At 65.2% G+C, this 14,616-nt stretch carries 17 protein-coding genes and 2 tRNA genes; 7 read left to right on the top strand and 12 right to left on the bottom strand.

The features are described 5' to 3' along the window. Nucleotides 1-105 precede the first annotated feature (105 nt). From pcaF to A3840_RS05770, 3 genes are read right to left on the bottom strand one after another with little or no spacing between them, the layout of a single operon-like run. A complete protein-coding gene (gene pcaF, locus A3840_RS05780) occupies nucleotides 106-1,308 on the bottom strand; it encodes a 3-oxoadipyl-CoA thiolase (protein WP_067453268.1) in 1,203 nt (400 codons plus the stop codon). Between the two features lies 1 nt (nucleotide 1,309). Then, on the bottom strand, nucleotides 1,310-1,981 hold the full coding sequence (locus A3840_RS05775) for a 3-oxoacid CoA-transferase subunit B (protein WP_067453265.1): 672 nt from the start codon (nucleotides 1,979-1,981) through the stop codon (nucleotides 1,310-1,312). Further along, nucleotides 1,978-2,700 (bottom strand): 3-oxoacid CoA-transferase subunit A, encoded by a 723-nt coding sequence (locus A3840_RS05770; RefSeq protein WP_067453262.1) that lies wholly within the window; start codon nucleotides 2,698-2,700, stop codon nucleotides 1,978-1,980. Before A3840_RS05770 ends, A3840_RS05775 begins: the two co-directional genes overlap by 4 nt. Nucleotides 2,701-2,819: 119 nt before the next feature. Between A3840_RS05770 and A3840_RS05765 the strand changes: the two genes are divergently transcribed. Then, nucleotides 2,820-3,587 carry an IclR family transcriptional regulator domain-containing protein gene (locus A3840_RS05765; RefSeq protein WP_067453259.1) on the top strand — a complete coding sequence of 256 codons (768 nt, stop codon included), beginning with the start codon at nucleotides 2,820-2,822 and terminating at the stop codon, nucleotides 3,585-3,587. Nucleotides 3,588-3,656: 69 nt separating this feature from the next. After that, complete coding sequence (locus A3840_RS05760) at nucleotides 3,657-3,965, top strand: hypothetical protein (RefSeq protein WP_067453256.1); 309 nt, start codon at nucleotides 3,657-3,659, stop codon at nucleotides 3,963-3,965. A 64-nt stretch (nucleotides 3,966-4,029) separates the two neighbouring features. Here A3840_RS05760 and A3840_RS05755 read toward each other — a convergent pair. Further along, a tRNA-Tyr gene (locus tag A3840_RS05755) sits at nucleotides 4,030-4,114 on the bottom strand. A 197-nt stretch (nucleotides 4,115-4,311) separates the two neighbouring features. Between A3840_RS05755 and A3840_RS05750 the strand changes: the two genes are divergently transcribed. The 5 genes from A3840_RS05750 (at nucleotide 4,312) to A3840_RS05730 (ending at nucleotide 7,301) form a co-directional block, all read left to right on the top strand. Continuing rightward, nucleotides 4,312-4,385: transfer RNA gene (locus A3840_RS05750), tRNA-Gly, on the top strand. Nucleotides 4,386-4,608: 223 nt separating this feature from the next. After that, nucleotides 4,609-5,364, top strand: coding sequence for a 23S rRNA (guanosine(2251)-2'-O)-methyltransferase RlmB (gene rlmB / locus A3840_RS05745; RefSeq protein WP_067453418.1), 756 nt, complete (start codon nucleotides 4,609-4,611; stop codon nucleotides 5,362-5,364). Then, nucleotides 5,361-5,750 carry a hypothetical protein gene (locus tag A3840_RS05740; RefSeq protein ID WP_131798258.1) on the top strand — a complete coding sequence of 130 codons (390 nt, stop codon included), beginning with the start codon at nucleotides 5,361-5,363 and terminating at the stop codon, nucleotides 5,748-5,750. Before rlmB ends, A3840_RS05740 begins: the two co-directional genes overlap by 4 nt. A gap of 8 nt (nucleotides 5,751-5,758) precedes the next feature. Beyond that, a complete protein-coding gene (locus tag A3840_RS05735) occupies nucleotides 5,759-7,006 on the top strand; it encodes an FAD-binding protein (RefSeq protein ID WP_067453251.1) in 1,248 nt (415 codons plus the stop codon). Nucleotides 7,007-7,091: 85 nt separating this feature from the next. Continuing rightward, complete coding sequence (locus A3840_RS05730; RefSeq protein WP_067453248.1) at nucleotides 7,092-7,301, top strand: hypothetical protein; 210 nt, start codon at nucleotides 7,092-7,094, stop codon at nucleotides 7,299-7,301. A 3-nt stretch (nucleotides 7,302-7,304) separates the two neighbouring features. Here the strand turns inward: A3840_RS05730 and A3840_RS05725 are convergent, their stop codons facing one another. The 8 genes from A3840_RS05725 to A3840_RS05690 all read right to left on the bottom strand — a co-directional run bounded on the left by A3840_RS05725 (nucleotide 7,305) and on the right by A3840_RS05690 (nucleotide 14,506). Continuing rightward, nucleotides 7,305-8,189 carry a polysaccharide deacetylase family protein gene (locus tag A3840_RS05725; protein WP_245676555.1) on the bottom strand — a complete coding sequence of 295 codons (885 nt, stop codon included), beginning with the start codon at nucleotides 8,187-8,189 and terminating at the stop codon, nucleotides 7,305-7,307. Between the two features lie 80 nt (nucleotides 8,190-8,269). After that, on the bottom strand, nucleotides 8,270-8,734 hold the full coding sequence (locus A3840_RS05720; protein WP_067453244.1) for a YaiI/YqxD family protein: 465 nt from the start codon (nucleotides 8,732-8,734) through the stop codon (nucleotides 8,270-8,272). Next, complete coding sequence (locus tag A3840_RS05715) at nucleotides 8,727-9,278, bottom strand: AAA family ATPase (RefSeq protein WP_067453241.1); 552 nt, start codon at nucleotides 9,276-9,278, stop codon at nucleotides 8,727-8,729. Before A3840_RS05715 ends, A3840_RS05720 begins: the two co-directional genes overlap by 8 nt. Before the next feature lie 180 nt (nucleotides 9,279-9,458). Beyond that, nucleotides 9,459-10,409, bottom strand: a complete 951-nt coding sequence (locus A3840_RS05710) for an alpha/beta hydrolase (RefSeq protein WP_067453238.1) — start codon at nucleotides 10,407-10,409, stop codon at nucleotides 9,459-9,461. Nucleotides 10,410-10,430: 21 nt separating this feature from the next. Then, a complete protein-coding gene (locus A3840_RS05705; protein WP_067453234.1) occupies nucleotides 10,431-11,558 on the bottom strand; it encodes an S-(hydroxymethyl)glutathione dehydrogenase/class III alcohol dehydrogenase in 1,128 nt (375 codons plus the stop codon). Nucleotides 11,559-11,621: 63 nt separating this feature from the next. Next, nucleotides 11,622-12,359, bottom strand: a complete 738-nt coding sequence (locus tag A3840_RS05700) for a DUF1345 domain-containing protein (protein WP_082903680.1) — start codon at nucleotides 12,357-12,359, stop codon at nucleotides 11,622-11,624. Between the two features lie 51 nt (nucleotides 12,360-12,410). Further along, nucleotides 12,411-13,193, bottom strand: coding sequence for an ATP-binding cassette domain-containing protein (locus A3840_RS05695; RefSeq protein ID WP_067453231.1), 783 nt, complete (start codon nucleotides 13,191-13,193; stop codon nucleotides 12,411-12,413). Nucleotides 13,194-13,204: 11 nt separating this feature from the next. Next, nucleotides 13,205-14,506: a sugar ABC transporter permease gene (locus A3840_RS05690; RefSeq protein WP_245676558.1), complete on the bottom strand. Its 1,302-nt coding sequence runs from the start codon at nucleotides 14,504-14,506 to the stop codon at nucleotides 13,205-13,207. Nucleotides 14,507-14,616 lie beyond the last annotated feature (110 nt).

Raw genomic sequence — 14,616 nt, 5'->3', positions numbered from 1 at the left:
AGTGTCTGGTTCGGTCACAACCGAGCGTGGGTTTCTCGCCATGTCATGCCCGCGAAAGCGGGAATGACCCGGTGATGAGCCAAGGGGACATGGAGGGCCCACCCCCTAGACCCGCTCCAGCGCCACGGCGATCCCCTGCCCCACGCCGATGCACATCGTCGCCAGGGCCAGCCTGCCGCTGCCGAGGCTGAGATCGAGCGCAGCGCTGCCGGTGATGCGGGCGCCGGACATGCCGAGCGGATGGCCGAGCGCGATGGCGCCGCCATGGGGATTCACACGCGGATCATCTTCGGCAAGACCCAGGTCCCGCAGCACGGCGATGCCCTGGCTGGCAAAGGCTTCGTTGAGCTCGATCACGTCGAAATCGGCGGGCGCCAGGCCGAGCCGGGCGCAGAGCTTCCTGGTGGCCGGCGCCGGCCCCATGCCCATGATGCGCGGCGGCACGCCGGCGCTGGCGCCGCCCAGGATGCGGGCAATGGGCGTGAGGCCATGCTTTTTCGCCGCCGCTTCGGAGGCCACGATCAGCGCCGCCGCGCCGTCATTGACGCCGGAGGCATTGCCGGCGGTGACCGAACCACCGGGGAAGAGCGGGCGCAGGCCGGCCAGCGTTTCCATGCTGGTGCCGGCGCGCGGATGCTCGTCCTTGGTGACCATGACAGGATCGCCCTTTTTCTGCGGAATCGCGACTGGGGTGATTTCGCGCGCGAGGCGGCCATTCTGCTGCGCGGCGACGGCTTTTTCCTGGCTGCGGACGGCAAAGGCGTCCTGATCGGTGCGGCTGACGCCGAATTCACGCGCCACATGCTCGCCGGTCTCGGGCATGGAATCGGTGCCATGCAGCTTTTCCATGCGCGGATTGACGAAGCGCCAGCCGATGGTGGTGTCGTAAATCTCGGCCTTGCGGGAAAAGGCGCTCTCGGCCTTGGGCAGGACGAAAGGCGCGCGCGACATGGATTCGGTGCCGCCGGCAATGATCAGCTCGGCCTCTCCGGATTTGATGGCCCGGGCGGCAGTGACAACCGCATCCAAGCCCGAGCCGCAGAGGCGGTTGATCGTGGTGCCGGTGACCGTCACCGGCAGGCCGGCCAGCAACAGGCTCATGCGCGCGACATTGCGATTGTCCTCGCCCGCGCCATTGGCATTGCCGAAAATAACGTCGTCCACCGCATCCCAATCCAGCCGGCCATTGCGCGCGGCCAGGGCCATCAGCGGCACTGCGCCAAGATCGTCGGGGCGCACGCCGGACAGGGAGCCGCCAAAACGACCGATGGGGGTGCGGATATAATCGCAGATGAAAGCGTCGCTCATCTCACAGCTCCGGGGCGACAAGGTCGCCGATAGTGTCGGGCAAAACCAGTTCGGCGCCGGTTACCGATTGCAACTCATCCACGCTCATCCCCGGCAGCTTCTCGCGCAGCACGAAGCGGGCGTTCTCGATATCGATGACGGCAAGGCTGGTATAGACACGCGTAACACAACCGATACCGGTCAGCGGCAGGGTGCAGGCCTTGAGCAGCTTGGGCCGCCCATCCTTGGTGACGTGATCGGTGATCACCGCGACGCGCTTGGCGCCATGCACCAGGTCCATCGCCCCGCCCACGGCCGGCACGCCCTTGGGGCCGGTGGACCAATTGGCGAGGTCGCCATTCTCGGCCACTTCATAGGCGCCGAGAATGGCCACATCCAGATGCCCGCCCCGCACCATGGCAAAACTGTCGGCATGGTGGAAAAAGGCGGCGCCGGGCTTGAGAGTTATGGCCTTCTTGCCGGCATTGATGAGGTCCCAATCCTCCTCGCCCTCGGGCGGGGCCTCGCCGAAATTCAATACACCGTTCTCGGTGTGGAAAATGGCCTGCCGGCCCGGCGGCTGGAATTTCGCCACCATTTCGGGAAAGCCGATGCCGAGATTGACATAGGCGCCGTCCTCGATGTCCTGCGCCGCGCGCCAGGCGATCTGGGCGTTGGAGAGTTTCGTGCTCATGAATAGGCCACTCCTTCGCGCATCAGGGCTTCTTCCTGTTTCGCATCGGCGATCTCGATGATGCGGGTGACGAAAATGCCGGGGGTGACGACGATTTCCGGATCGATCTCGCCGGGCTCGACGATCCGGCTGGCCTGCACGATGGTGAGTTTTGCCGCCGCAGCCATCAGCGGCGAGAAATTCCGCGCCGCCTTCCGATAGGTGAGATTGCCCAGCCTGTCGGCCAGTTCCGCCTTGATCAAAGCCGCATCGGCCTTGAGCCAGCGCTCCTGCACGTAATGCTTGCCGTCGAATTCGGCTACCGGCTTGCCCTCGGCCACATCGGTGCCGTAGCTGGCCGGAGTATAGAAGGCGGGGATGCCGGCGCCGCCGGCGCGGATCCGCTCGGCCAGCGTGCCCTGCGGCACGATTTCGAGACCGATTTCGCCGGCGAGATATTTCTCGGTGAAAGCGCGCGGATCGGCCGAGCGCGGAAACGAGCAGATCATCTTGGCCACCATGCCGGCATCGATCATGGCCGCGAGGCCGACCCGGCCATTGCCCGCATTGTTGTTGATGAGCGTGAGGCCTTTCGGGCTGCCCGTCGCCTTGAAGCGGTCGATCAGCGCGTGAATGAGCTCGATCGGCGCGCCGGAACCGCCAAAGCCGCCCACCATCAGGCTCATGCCGTCTTCGATTCCCGCCAAGGCCGTGGCGAAATCGGGGACCGTCTTGTCCATGCTCGTCCTTTCCGCCGGGCTATCCTGAGCCGGGCCGTCGGAGAGCGATTATGGCGAGGAGAGCCCTGTCCGCAATGTAACTTGTGCGATATGCTGTATTTGTTGACATATCGCACAAAATGGAGGCCGCCTTGTTGGAACGGGATATCATGGGTGGGCTGGCCAAGGGCCTGCTGGCCATCGAGACCTTCACCGCCGACCGTCCCCGCCAATCCATCGCGGAGGTCTCGGCGTCTTCCGGCCTCGACCGGGCCACGGCGCGGCGCTGCCTGCTGACGCTCGCCCACCTTGGCTACGCCGATTACGACGGCAAATATTTCACCCTGACTCCGCGCGTCCTGCGGCTGGGCACGGCGTGCCTCGCCACCATGCCGCTACCGCAAATGGTGCAGCCCCTGCTCGACCGGCTTTCGGACCAATTGGGCGAGAGTTCGTCGGTCTCGATCCTGGACGGTGCGGAAATCGTCTATGTGGCGCGCGCGGCGCAGCGCAAGGTGATGTCCATCAGCCTCATGCCCGGCTCGCGCCTGCCGGCCTTCTGCACCTCGATGGGCCGGGTCATGCTCGCCGCCCTGCCCGAGGCCGAAGCGCGCGCCTTGCTCGACGCCGCTCCCCTGGCCCAACGAACGCGTCATACCAGAACCGAGCCCGGGGCCATCATGGCGGAATTGGCCCTGGCCCGGCAGCGGGGTTTTGCACTGATCGACCAGGAAGTTGAACTGGGCCTGCGCTCCATCGCCGCCCCCCTGCGCAATGCGCGCGGCGCCACCATCGCCGCCCTCAATATCGGCGTGCCGGCAACACAGCGGCAGGTGGAGGATTTGGCCAGGCTCTATTTGCCGGCCATGCAGACGGTGCAGGCAGAACTGAAAGCCATGCTGCGCTGATCGCCGGCGCCCCGCAACCCGGAGGCGATCTGAGCCATTCCTTCACGCATAGCGGTATTGGAGGAAGTCATGAACGTTTCGAACCTGCAGCTCCAGGGTCTCTACCTGGCCATTGCCTCGGTCAACAATGCGCTCGTCGCCAAGGGGCTACTGACGCGGGCGGAAGTCGATGTCGCGCTCAAGCGCGCCGAGCAGACCGCCCTGGGCGACGACCGGGTCATGGAAGACATGAACCCCGCCAATCGCGACGCCGTCGCCTTCGCGCCACGCTTCCTGATGCTCGCCAATAACAGCGCCTCGGAGACGGAAATCTCCGGTTTCCACGAATTGGCCAAGCTGGTCGGACAGACCAAGGACCATTATCCGGACGAGGTGTAGCCCCGCTTGCAAGCTCAAGGGGAACGTGAAGGACGGCAATCGGGGGGCTTGGCCAATGGCCGGGTGGTGGAGGGGACTGGATTCGAACCAGTGTAGCCTGAGGCGTCAGATTTACAGTCTGATGGATTTAACCACTCTCCCACCCCTCCACATTTCCGGGCAGGAGACGAACACTCTTGCGCGTCGTCGGGGCGGTTTATGGTAGGCTGTCGCAAAGGTGTCAACACCCAAGCGCGCATCACCCGCAAGATTTTGTGCCTCCTGCCATTTTATGATCGTCCCCGGCCCCATCCCCTTGCCACAAGTGGGGCGATCTTGCTAAGCGGAGCCATGGCTTCGCCTCCGGGCGGGTATAGCTCAATGGTAGAGCAGCAGCCTTCCAAGCTGAATACGCGGGTTCGATTCCCGCTACCCGCTCCAAATCCCCCTTACCTCCGCAAAGCGGCTTTGCTGGCTCCCCGCAATTGGATGCCGACGTGGCGCCATTGCTCCTGTGGAACGCGGCACTTTAGCGTGGTGGGGAAGCAAACACGGGAAGAATCGATGAGCCGCGCTGCACCTGGCAATGCCCGGCGGCAGAGCGTCGTCTCAACGGCCACAAGCCTTGCTTGCGAAGCCGTTGCAAAACGGCTACCGCTCGGCCATGAGCCGCAACAAGTTTCCGCCCAAACCGAAATATGATCCCGATACCGGGCCGGTCTATCTCTATGGCCTGCACACGGTGCGCGCCGCGCTGGATAACCCCCATCGCGTCAAGAAGGCGCTGCTGGCGACGCCCAATGGGCTGAACCGGCTCAAGGAAGGCGGCGACATCGGCAAGGTGAAGGTCACCGAGACCAATCCCAAGGAACTCGACCGCCTGCTGGGCGGGGAGGCCGTACACCAGGGCGTGGCGCTGGAAGTCGATCCGGTGAGCCGTTTCGGCCTCGACGATATCGGCGATCTCAAGCTGGTCGTGGTGCTGGACCAACTCACCGATCCGCACAATGTGGGCGCCATCCTGCGCACCGCCTGCGCCTTCGGCGCCGATGCGGTGATCACCACGGCACGACACTCGCCGCGTGAAACCGGCGTCATGGCCAAGGCCGCCTCCGGCGCGCTGGACCTGGTGCCGATGATCGAGGTTCGCAATCTGGGCGACACCCTAGAAAAGCTCAAGCAGCGCGGCATGTTAGTGCTGGGCTTTGATTCGGAAGCTGAAGCCACCCTGCGCCCCCGGACCGACCGGACGCCGCTGGCCGTGGTCATGGGCGCCGAGGGCAAGGGCCTGCGCCAGCGTACCCGCGAGCTGTGCGACGAAATGGTGCGGCTCGACATGCCGGGACCGCTGAAATCGCTCAATGTCTCCAATGCCGCCGCCATCGCCCTGTTCGCGGCCACTGCAGGATGGTCCTCATGAGCCAGTTCGAGCCCTTCGCCATGGCCTTGCGCCTGTCCGGCGTGACCGTGCAGCAGCAGGACCTCGATATCGCCCTCAAGCAATTGAGCGTGCGTTATGAGCCCGAAGACGCCGACAACAGCTTCTACGCCCAGATCGATGTGCCGGTGAGCAATCCGGTACGCGCCATACTGGACCTCGCCGACCGCTCCGGCGCCACCATTGCCGCCATGCTGGACGACCGACGGATCGGCAAGGCAGTGCTCGACATCGCCTTCGACTATCCGGCCGAAGGCGAATCCATGTCCGCCCGCCTGCCCGCCCATGCGGCGGCCGCGATTGCAGGCTTCGGCATCGACATCGAGATTTCCGTCTATCTCACCGACGTCGAGGACGACGAGGAATAGGCACAGGCATGGACGCTCCGCTGCGCAACTGGGCCGGTAATGTCGCCTTCGGCGCCGCCGATTTCGAGCAGCCGACTTCCCTTGCCCAATTGCAGGACATGGTGCGGCGCGCCGGCCGGGTGCGGGTGCTGGGCTCGGGCCATTCGTTCAGCCGCATCGCCGATACCGATGGCAGCCTGATCTCGCTGGCGCGCCTGCCGCGCCGGATCGATATCGACAGCGCCGGGGCAAAGGTGCGGATCGATGGCGGCGCGACCTATGCCGACCTGGTGCCGGCTTTGCACGCGTCCGGCCTGGCGCTGCCCAATGTCGCCTCCCTGCCCCATATCACCGTGGCCGGCGCAGTGAGCACCGCCACCCATGGTTCGGGCGACGGCAACAAGAACCTGGCGGCCTCGGTGTCGGCAATCGAACTCGTCACCGCGTCGGGCGAGATCGTCACCCTACGCCGAGGCGATGCCGATTTCGCGGGGGCAGTGGTCGGCCTGGGCGCGCTCGGCATCATCAGCGCGCTGACGCTGGACCTCGTGCCTGATTTCACCATCCGGCAGAATGTCTATCTGGGGCTCGACCTCGCCGTTCTGATCGAGAATTTCGACGCCGTCATGGGCAGCGCCTATAGCGTCAGCCTGTTCAGCCAATGGCAGGACGACGTGATCGACCAGGCCTGGATCAAGGCCCTGACCGACGGGCAAACGCCACCCGACACGTTCTGGGGCGCCCGGGCGGCCGAGGGGCCGATGCATCCGATCCCCGGCATGAACGGCGGCGATTGCACCGGGCAGATGGGCATCGAAGGGCCCTGGCATGAGCGCCTGTTCCATTTCCCCATCGGGCACAAGGCCTCGGCCGGCGCGGAATTGCAGTCGGAATTCTTCGTCGCCCGCGCCGATGCACCGGCAGCCCTTCGCGCCCTCCGGGCGGTGCGGCAGGACTTTGCCCAGGCGCTCCTTGCCGCCGAAATCCGCTCAGTGGCGGCAGACGATCTGTGGCTGAGCTCGGCCTATGGCCGCGACAGCATCGGTTTTCATTTCACCTGGCGCCCGGAATGGGAGCGTACCATCGTGGCCATCGGCGTGGTGGAGGCGGCCCTGGCCGCGTTCGATTTCCGGCCGCATTGGGCCAAGGTCTTCGTGACGCCCTGGCCTGTCGTGCGCGAGCGCTATCCCATGCTCGGCGCGTTCCGCGGCCTGGCGGCCCGGTTCGATCCGCACGGCAAGTTCCGCAATCCCATGCTGGACCAGGTGCTGGCCTGACGCGGCCGTAAACCATGGCGCGCGAGAATCTTGGACGTTCGGCGCCCTGGCGCGTTAAGGTTTCGCTAACCACAGCGAGGCCGCCATGCGCGTACCATCGATCGGACCAGCGCTCTACGAACGCCGCATCGTGCGCGAGGGCAAGCATATGGCTGCGGCCATGCTGGAAAATTACACCGTCACCGCCAATGGCCGCTTCATCCGCAGGACATCCCGGCAAACCACCCTGCCCGCCTGGCTGACCGAGGCCTTGGCCTGGACCGGGTTTCGCCGCGATGCCGCGAACGGCAAGTGACGGTCATGAGCCGATGCCAGCCGAGGCCTGGGCGGTGATGACGCTGCGCGAGAAGATGCCGTCATGGCGGGGCGCCAGTCGCACGACGCTGTAGCCGCGCGCGGCGAGCTCGTCGAGGAAACCTGGCAGCATGTCGACCGTGCGCTGGTGAATGTCATGGAAGAGGATGATGCCGCTGCCGCGCGCCTCGAGCCGATCGAGGGTGCGCGCCGCTACCACGGCGCCGGGCTCGCGGTAATAATCCTTGCTGTCGATATCGACGTCCAGCACCACCACATCGCCTTGCAGGAGGCTGGTGCGCAGATAGCCGGACTGGGACAGATAGGGGAAGCGGAAGAAGGGCGAGAGCCCCTGCCCGGCCCCGGCCAGCGCCTCGGCCACGGCGGCCTCGCCACGGGCAATCTCGTCCAACGCCGCCTGGCGGCTCAGCGTGTTGAGATCGACATGGCTATAGGTATGGCTGCCCACGCTATGGCCGCGCTGGGCGACCATCTGCGCCAGCTTCGGATTGGCGCTGGCCGCCGAACCCAGCATCAGGAACGTCGCCTTGACGCCATGGGCATCGAGCGCATCGAGAATGGCCGGGGTCTTGCCGGCGCGCGGGCCGTCGTCGAAGGTCAGGATGACCTCGCCGGGCTTGAGGATAATGTCAGCGGTGGTGGCGACTTCGAGGGTGCGCCCGGCCAGCGCGCCATGGGACACGATTCGATCGGGCATGGGCTGCTGCAGGCGGGCACTGGCGCTCTGGCGGACGCTGCCGGTAATGGTCTGATCCTGGAAGGCGAGCGGGCCGGACGCGAAGTGGTCGTTCTGGCTGGGCGGCTTGGCACAACCGGCCATGGCCGCAGCCAGCAGAACGGTGACGGACAGCACACGCAGCAAACGCAAGACAACACCCGCAACAAAGGTTTAGGCGGGTCTCACAATTTGCGATTATGGTTAATATTCCCCTCGTGAAAACTTAAGAACTACTTACCGGCAAGGCTTTTCGCCTTGCGCCCCAGCGTATCGAGCGCGCTGAGAAAGGCGGAGCGATCGGCGGGCCGGAAGCCCGGATTGTAGCCCTGGATTTCTCCGGTCTCGCGCAGATGCTGCTTGAGATCGCGCATGGCGAGAGCCATGCCGATGGACGCGGGCGTGAAAGGTTTTCCGGTAAAACCCAGCACATGGCAGCCCTTGTCGATGGCGCGGCTGGCCAGGGGAATGTCGGCCGTCAGCACGATGTCGTTGGGCTGGGCCTGTTCGACGATCCAGTCATCGGCAGCATCGGCGCCGGTCGGCACCACCACGACCCGCACCATGGGATCGCGCGAGGGGCGAATACCGCCATTGCTGACATAGGTGATGACGAGCCCGAGCCGCTCGGCCACGCGCTTCGCCTCCTCCTTGACCGGGCAGGCATCGGCATCGACGAAAATGGCAGGGTCAGGCATGGGCGATCTCGTCGAGCACGAAAGCGAGCCTGTCGGTCACGGGCGCCTTGGGCAGCTCCACGATGCGATAGCCGAGTTCGGCATAGGCGTCACGCATCGGCCCGTAAATCCGCTGGGCATGTTCCCAACCCTCGATCCGTTCGGCATCGTCGGCATAAATCTCGCGCCAAGGCGGCGCGAAGAACACTTTTGAGTTGTAGCGATAGAGCGCTGCGGCGCGGGCGAAGTGGTCGGTTTCGGCGAGCCTGAGGATGCGGCCATAGGCCACGAGGTCCGGAATGCCACGGTCGCAGAGGGCGGGCGCCGGATCGAGGCGGAGGTTTTCATGGGTCTGGATATCGCGGTCCAGCATCAATTCGGCAAAGCGGGCGGGATCGCGCCATTGCAGGGCCGGCCCGTCAATGGCCTTCTGCACCTGGATGACGGCCCGCGCGGCCTCCCGCCCGACACGCAGGCCATGAGCCGCCAGCGCATCGAGCAGCGTGGTCTTGCCGGCGCCCGGCGCGCCCGTGAGGATGAAGAGATTGTCGGCGTGAATGGTCATGGTTGGTCCTGGAAGCCTCCATTGTAAAGGCATGTCAAATTGCACTCGGTCGGCCCCTGAGGGCAAAACGGTGTGGGGTAAATCGGGAAAGAAATCCGAACAAGCATTCCCTCTCAAGGAGGGGAGGCGATGAAGCCGGGTTCATTCATAGCGTCCTGGCAAACGGACGCTCAGCGCCGCCTACAGGTTCCCGAGAAATGCCGCCAGTGCCGCGTCATAGCGGCCGGGATTCTCGTGCCAGGACTGGATGTGGTCGGCCCGGGTGCGCAGATAATCGGTAACCGAAACACGACGGGACAACAAGCCATCGCTGCCCGATACCGGCACGATACTGTCGGCCCCGCCGTGGGACAGGAAGAGCGGGCCGGCAAAGCCCCCCAGCTCCGGACGCACATCGGCTTCGCCCAGCCGGAACGGCATGGTGAAACCGGAGAGCCACAGGCCCACATTGGCCAGGACCGGCGCCAGGGGCAGGCCCATATGCCCCGTCGTCGCCGCGACGATGGCCCGGAAATCCAGCGCCGGCGCATCCAGCACGATGGCCGAGACCGCACTGGCATGGGCCGAATGGCGCAGGAACTGCCCCACAATGCCACCGCCCATGGATTCGGCAATGAGGACCAGATCGCTCGCCCCATTGGCCAGGGCATATTGGGCGGCAGCGTCGAGATCTTGCCATTCGGTAAGGCCGAAGGCGTAGGCACCGGAGGGGTCTGCGGGCGCGCCTTCGTCATTGCGATAGGATATCATCAGCGTCGGCAGGCCGGCCTGATGCAGCACCGGCAGGAAGCGGTAGCCGTTTTCGCGCCGCCCCCCGATCCCGTGCACGAAGATGGCCCAGCGGGACGCCCCCGTCCCGCCAGCGGCCGGAATCAGCCAGGCCGGCATATCCCCCAGCGGGCCGGCCACGCCGATATCGCTGAAGGCATAATCATAGGCGGCGCGGGGATCGCCGGCATAGCCGATATCGGCCGGCCCCTGCGGCGCCGGCCAGCCGCTGCCCTGCGCCGTGGCCGCACCCACATGCAGAGTAGCCGACAGATCGTGCGCGATGAGGAAGCCGCCAATGGCGACATAGAGGGCGGCGAGGCCGGCGAGAAACCCGGCGCCGAGCAGGACTGGCTTGAGCATGGCCGCCCCCCGAAGCCGGCGTCAGTACACCACGACGGAGCGGATGCTGTCGCCCGCATGCATCATCTCGAAGCCTTTATTGATGTCTTCGAGGCGCAGCGTGTGGGTGATCATCGGATCGATCTCGATCTTGCCGTCGAGATACCAGTCGACGATTTTCGGCACATCGGTGCGGCCCTTGGCACCGCCAAAGGCCGTGCCCATCCAGGTGCGGCCGGTGACCAACTGGAACGGGCGGGTGGAAATTTCCTGCCCGGCCCCGGCCACTCCGATAACGACCGACTTGCCCCAGCCGCGATGGCTGGCTTCCAGCGCCTGACGCATAACCTTGGTGTTACCGGTGCAGTCGAAGGTGTAGTCGGCCCCACCGATCAGGTCGCCCCGGCGCTTGGTAAGGTTGACCAGATAGGGAACGATATCCTCGCCGATCTCGGTGGGATTGACGAAATGGGTCATGCCGAAGCGCTCGCCCCATTCCTTCTTGGCATTGTTGAGATCGACGCCGACAATCATGTCGGCGCCCGCCAGGCGCAGGCCCTGGATGACGTTGAGGCCGATACCGCCCAGGCCGAACACCACCGCCGTGGCGCCGATTTCCACCTTGGCCGTGTTGATGACGGCACCGATCCCGGTGGTCACCCCGCAACCGACATAGCAGACCTTGTCGAAGGCCGCCGCCTCATCGATCCTGGCCACGGCGATCTCGGGCAGAACAGTATAGTTCGAGAAGGTCGAGCAGCCCATGTAGTGGAAGATCGGCTTGCCTTCGAAGGAGAAGCGCGAAGTGCCGTCCGGCATCAGTCCCTGGCCCTGGGTGGCGCGAATGGCCGTGCACAGGTTTGTCTTGCCGGAGCGGCAGGAATAGCACTCGCGGCATTCGGGCGTGTAGAGCGGAATGACGTGATCGCCCTTCTTGAGGCTGGTGACGCCCGGACCGACATCGACCACCACGCCGGCACCCTCGTGGCCCAGGATAGCCGGGAACAGCCCTTCCGGATCAGCGCCGCTCAGGGTGAAGTCATCTGTGTGGCAGATGCCCGTCGCCTTGATCTCGATGAGGACCTCGCCCGCCTTGGGGCCTTCCAGGTCGACCTCGACGATCTGCAAGGGCTTTCCGGCTTCAAAGGCGACGGCGGCGCGAGTCTTCATGAGGGGCATCCTTCTTGGTTCTTTGCCACGATGATGCCATGCGCCGGCCGAATCCCGCAACCGTCAGCCGCCCCCTGCCCCCAGGCTGAGCATGACATTGACCGCCGCGGCCAGGATGATGGTGTTGTAGAGGTGGGAAAAAACCAGGTGGACGCCGACGAGCCGGCGCATCGCCCCGCTCGTCGTCTTGGTATCGGACGTGGCGACCGAAGTGCCTACCGTATAGGAAAAATACATGAAGTCGTAGCCGTCCGGGTCGTCGTCGCCCTGGAATTCCAGCCCGCCCTCCACCGCGCCGTTCTCGCCGGTTGCCGGCTCCTGGTAATATTCATAGGCGTAGTGTAGCGCGCCCATGGCCTGCACTGTGAACCAGCCCAGCAGCACCGAGACGATGCTGGCCGTCACTTCCCAGGGATCGGGCTTGTCGCCGCTGCCGAGCGCCACGAAAAGCGAGACGATCGAGGCCACCACGACAATAAGGACGACGAGGAAAATCCCGGCGGCCGGCGTGTCCTCCTCCCGGGCATGTTCCCGCAGATATTCCGCGGTCAGGTGCGGCATCTTGAAGAAGGTGAGTAGCAGGAAGCCGATGAACAGGGCATTGCTGCCCAGGCTCACGGCGAATTTCGGCACCAGCCAGAGCGAGAGCGCGAAGGTGAGGCCGCCCAGGGCCAGACCGAAATAGAACGGCGCATGGCGCGGCATCAGCCGATCCAGCGCCCGGCCCTGCAAAGGCTTGGTGCGGTCGGTCCTGGCCGCGACCTTGCGGCGGCGTGTGGTGCGGGCGGCGGGCTTGGCCATCTTACCGGGCTGAAACAGGCCGGCGAGGCTGCCGGCCCAGGGACAACGCGATCAGTCGCGAATGGCTCCCGGGCCGGGCGTGGCGCCGGGCGGCACCTTGCCCATGATGATCATGCCCAGCACCTCGTCCTTGGTGACGTCGCTGGTCTTGGCCTGGCCCACCACCTGCCCGTTCTTCATCACCACCACCCGGTCCGCCAGGTCGAACACGTCATGGATATCGTGGCTGATGAGGAAAATGCCGATGCCGTCGGCCTTGAGCTGCTTGATGAGCTCGCCCACCTGCGCGGTTTCCTGCGGCCCCAGCGCGGCGGTCGGCTCGTCCATGATCAGGATGCGGGCATTGAACAGGATGGCGCGGGCGATGGCCACCGATTGCCGCTGGCCGCCCGAAAGCGCTTTGACCGGCTCCTTGAAGCGGCGGAAATTGGGATTGAGCCGCCCCATCACCTCGCGCGCCTTGGATTCCATGGCCGCATCATCGAGCGTGCCGAGCGCGGTGGTGATTTCCCGGCCCAGGAACAGATTGGCGGCGGCATCGACATTGTCGGCGACAGCAAGCTGCTGGTAGATCGTCTCGATGCCATAGGCCTTGGCGTCGCGCGGATTGTTGATCGTGGCGGTCTCGCCATTGATGCGGATTTCGCCCGCATCGCGGCGATAGGCGCCGGACAGGATCTTGATCAGCGTCGACTTGCCGGCTCCGTTATGGCCGAGCAAGCCCACGACCTCGCCCCGATGCAGGCTGATGGAGGCGCGATCGACCGCGCGGATGCCGCCGAACGCGATGGAGATGTCGGTCATTTCGACCAGTGGCGTGCTGGTGTCCAGCATGATCGGGACTCCTAATACTTGTTCCGGCGGTAGAGCGTGTCGAGCCACACCGCGAAAACCAGAACGATACCGACGACGATCGATTGCAGGGGTGAGTCGATGCCCATCAGCACCATGCCCGATTGCAGCGATTGCATGACCAAGGCGCCCAGAAGCGCCCCGGCTACCGTGCCGACGCCACCGGCCAGCGAGGTGCCCCCGATCACCGCGGCGGCGATGACATAGAGCTCGTCCAGAGTACCCAGCGCATTGGTGGCGGCATTGAGGCGCGCGGTGGAGATGGCGGCGGCGATGGCGCAGAGCGCGCCCATCAGCATGAAAATCTTGACCGTTACCCAGCGTGTATTGATGCCGGCCAGTTCCGCCGCCTCGGGATTGCCGCCCATGGCATAGACATAGCGGCCGAAGCGCGTGCGGGTGGTGAGGAAGGTCATGGCGACGCCGACACCCACCGCGATCAGCACCGGAATGGCGATGCCATGCGAAACGAACAGCCCGCCTTCGGGCACCGCAATGCCGTTGGCATTGGCGAAATTCTGCGCGATGCGCACCGGCCAGGGATAGGCATTGGCCACCGCGACCGCGCCGATCGTGGCGCCGCAGCCGATCAAGGCCAGGGTGATTTCGGCCCAGACCGGGCGCTGCGGGAAATTGAAGCGGCGGCGCTGACGGCGGCCGAAATAGAGCCCGATGATGATGGCGGCGCAGGCGATAACGGCGACGACCCAGCTCCAGAGCGCGCCGATCGAGCCGAACGGCCCGCCGCCCATGAGTTGGAAGGTCGAATCCATCGGCGCCACGGTGCGGCCGGCCGTGACCCACCAGGCGGCGCCGCGCCAGACGAGATAGCCACCCAGGGTGACGATGAAGGCGGGCACCTTGAGATAGGCGATGATCGTGCCCTGCAGCGCCCCGATGCCCACGCCCACCGCGATGCCGATCAGCAGCGACAGGATCCAGATCATCGGATGGCCGAGCCCCAGCCCGAGCTGCACCGGCAGGATCTGCGTCTGCATGACGCCCATCACCATGCCGACCAGGCCGAGAATAGAGCCCACCGACAAGTCAATATTGCGGGTGACGATGACCAGCACCATGCCGGTGACCATGACGGCGACCGAAGCGGTCTGCACCGACAGGTTCCAAAGGTTGCGCGGCGTGAGGAACAGGCCGCCCGAAAAGATGTTGAAACCCACCCAGATGATGGCAAGCGCGCCGATCATGCCGAGCAGGCGCGTATCCACCTCGGTGGCGCTCAGAAAGCGTTGAAGGGGACTTTGCGCAAAGCTGCTGGGATGCGCGGGGGTCGTCATGGCATGCTGCTCGGCCATCAAAATCTCCCGTGGAGGCGACGCCCCGGACAAGCGGGACGCGGTCCGATCACAAAAGTGCCGCAGCGCGGCCGCCGCGGCACCTTGCAACC

The organism is Devosia elaeis, from assembly GCF_001650025.1.
GTDB lineage: Bacteria > Pseudomonadota > Alphaproteobacteria > Rhizobiales > Devosiaceae > Devosia > Devosia elaeis.
Note: the sequence above shows the minus strand (reverse complement) of the source record. Positions and strands in the feature narration are given on the sequence as shown.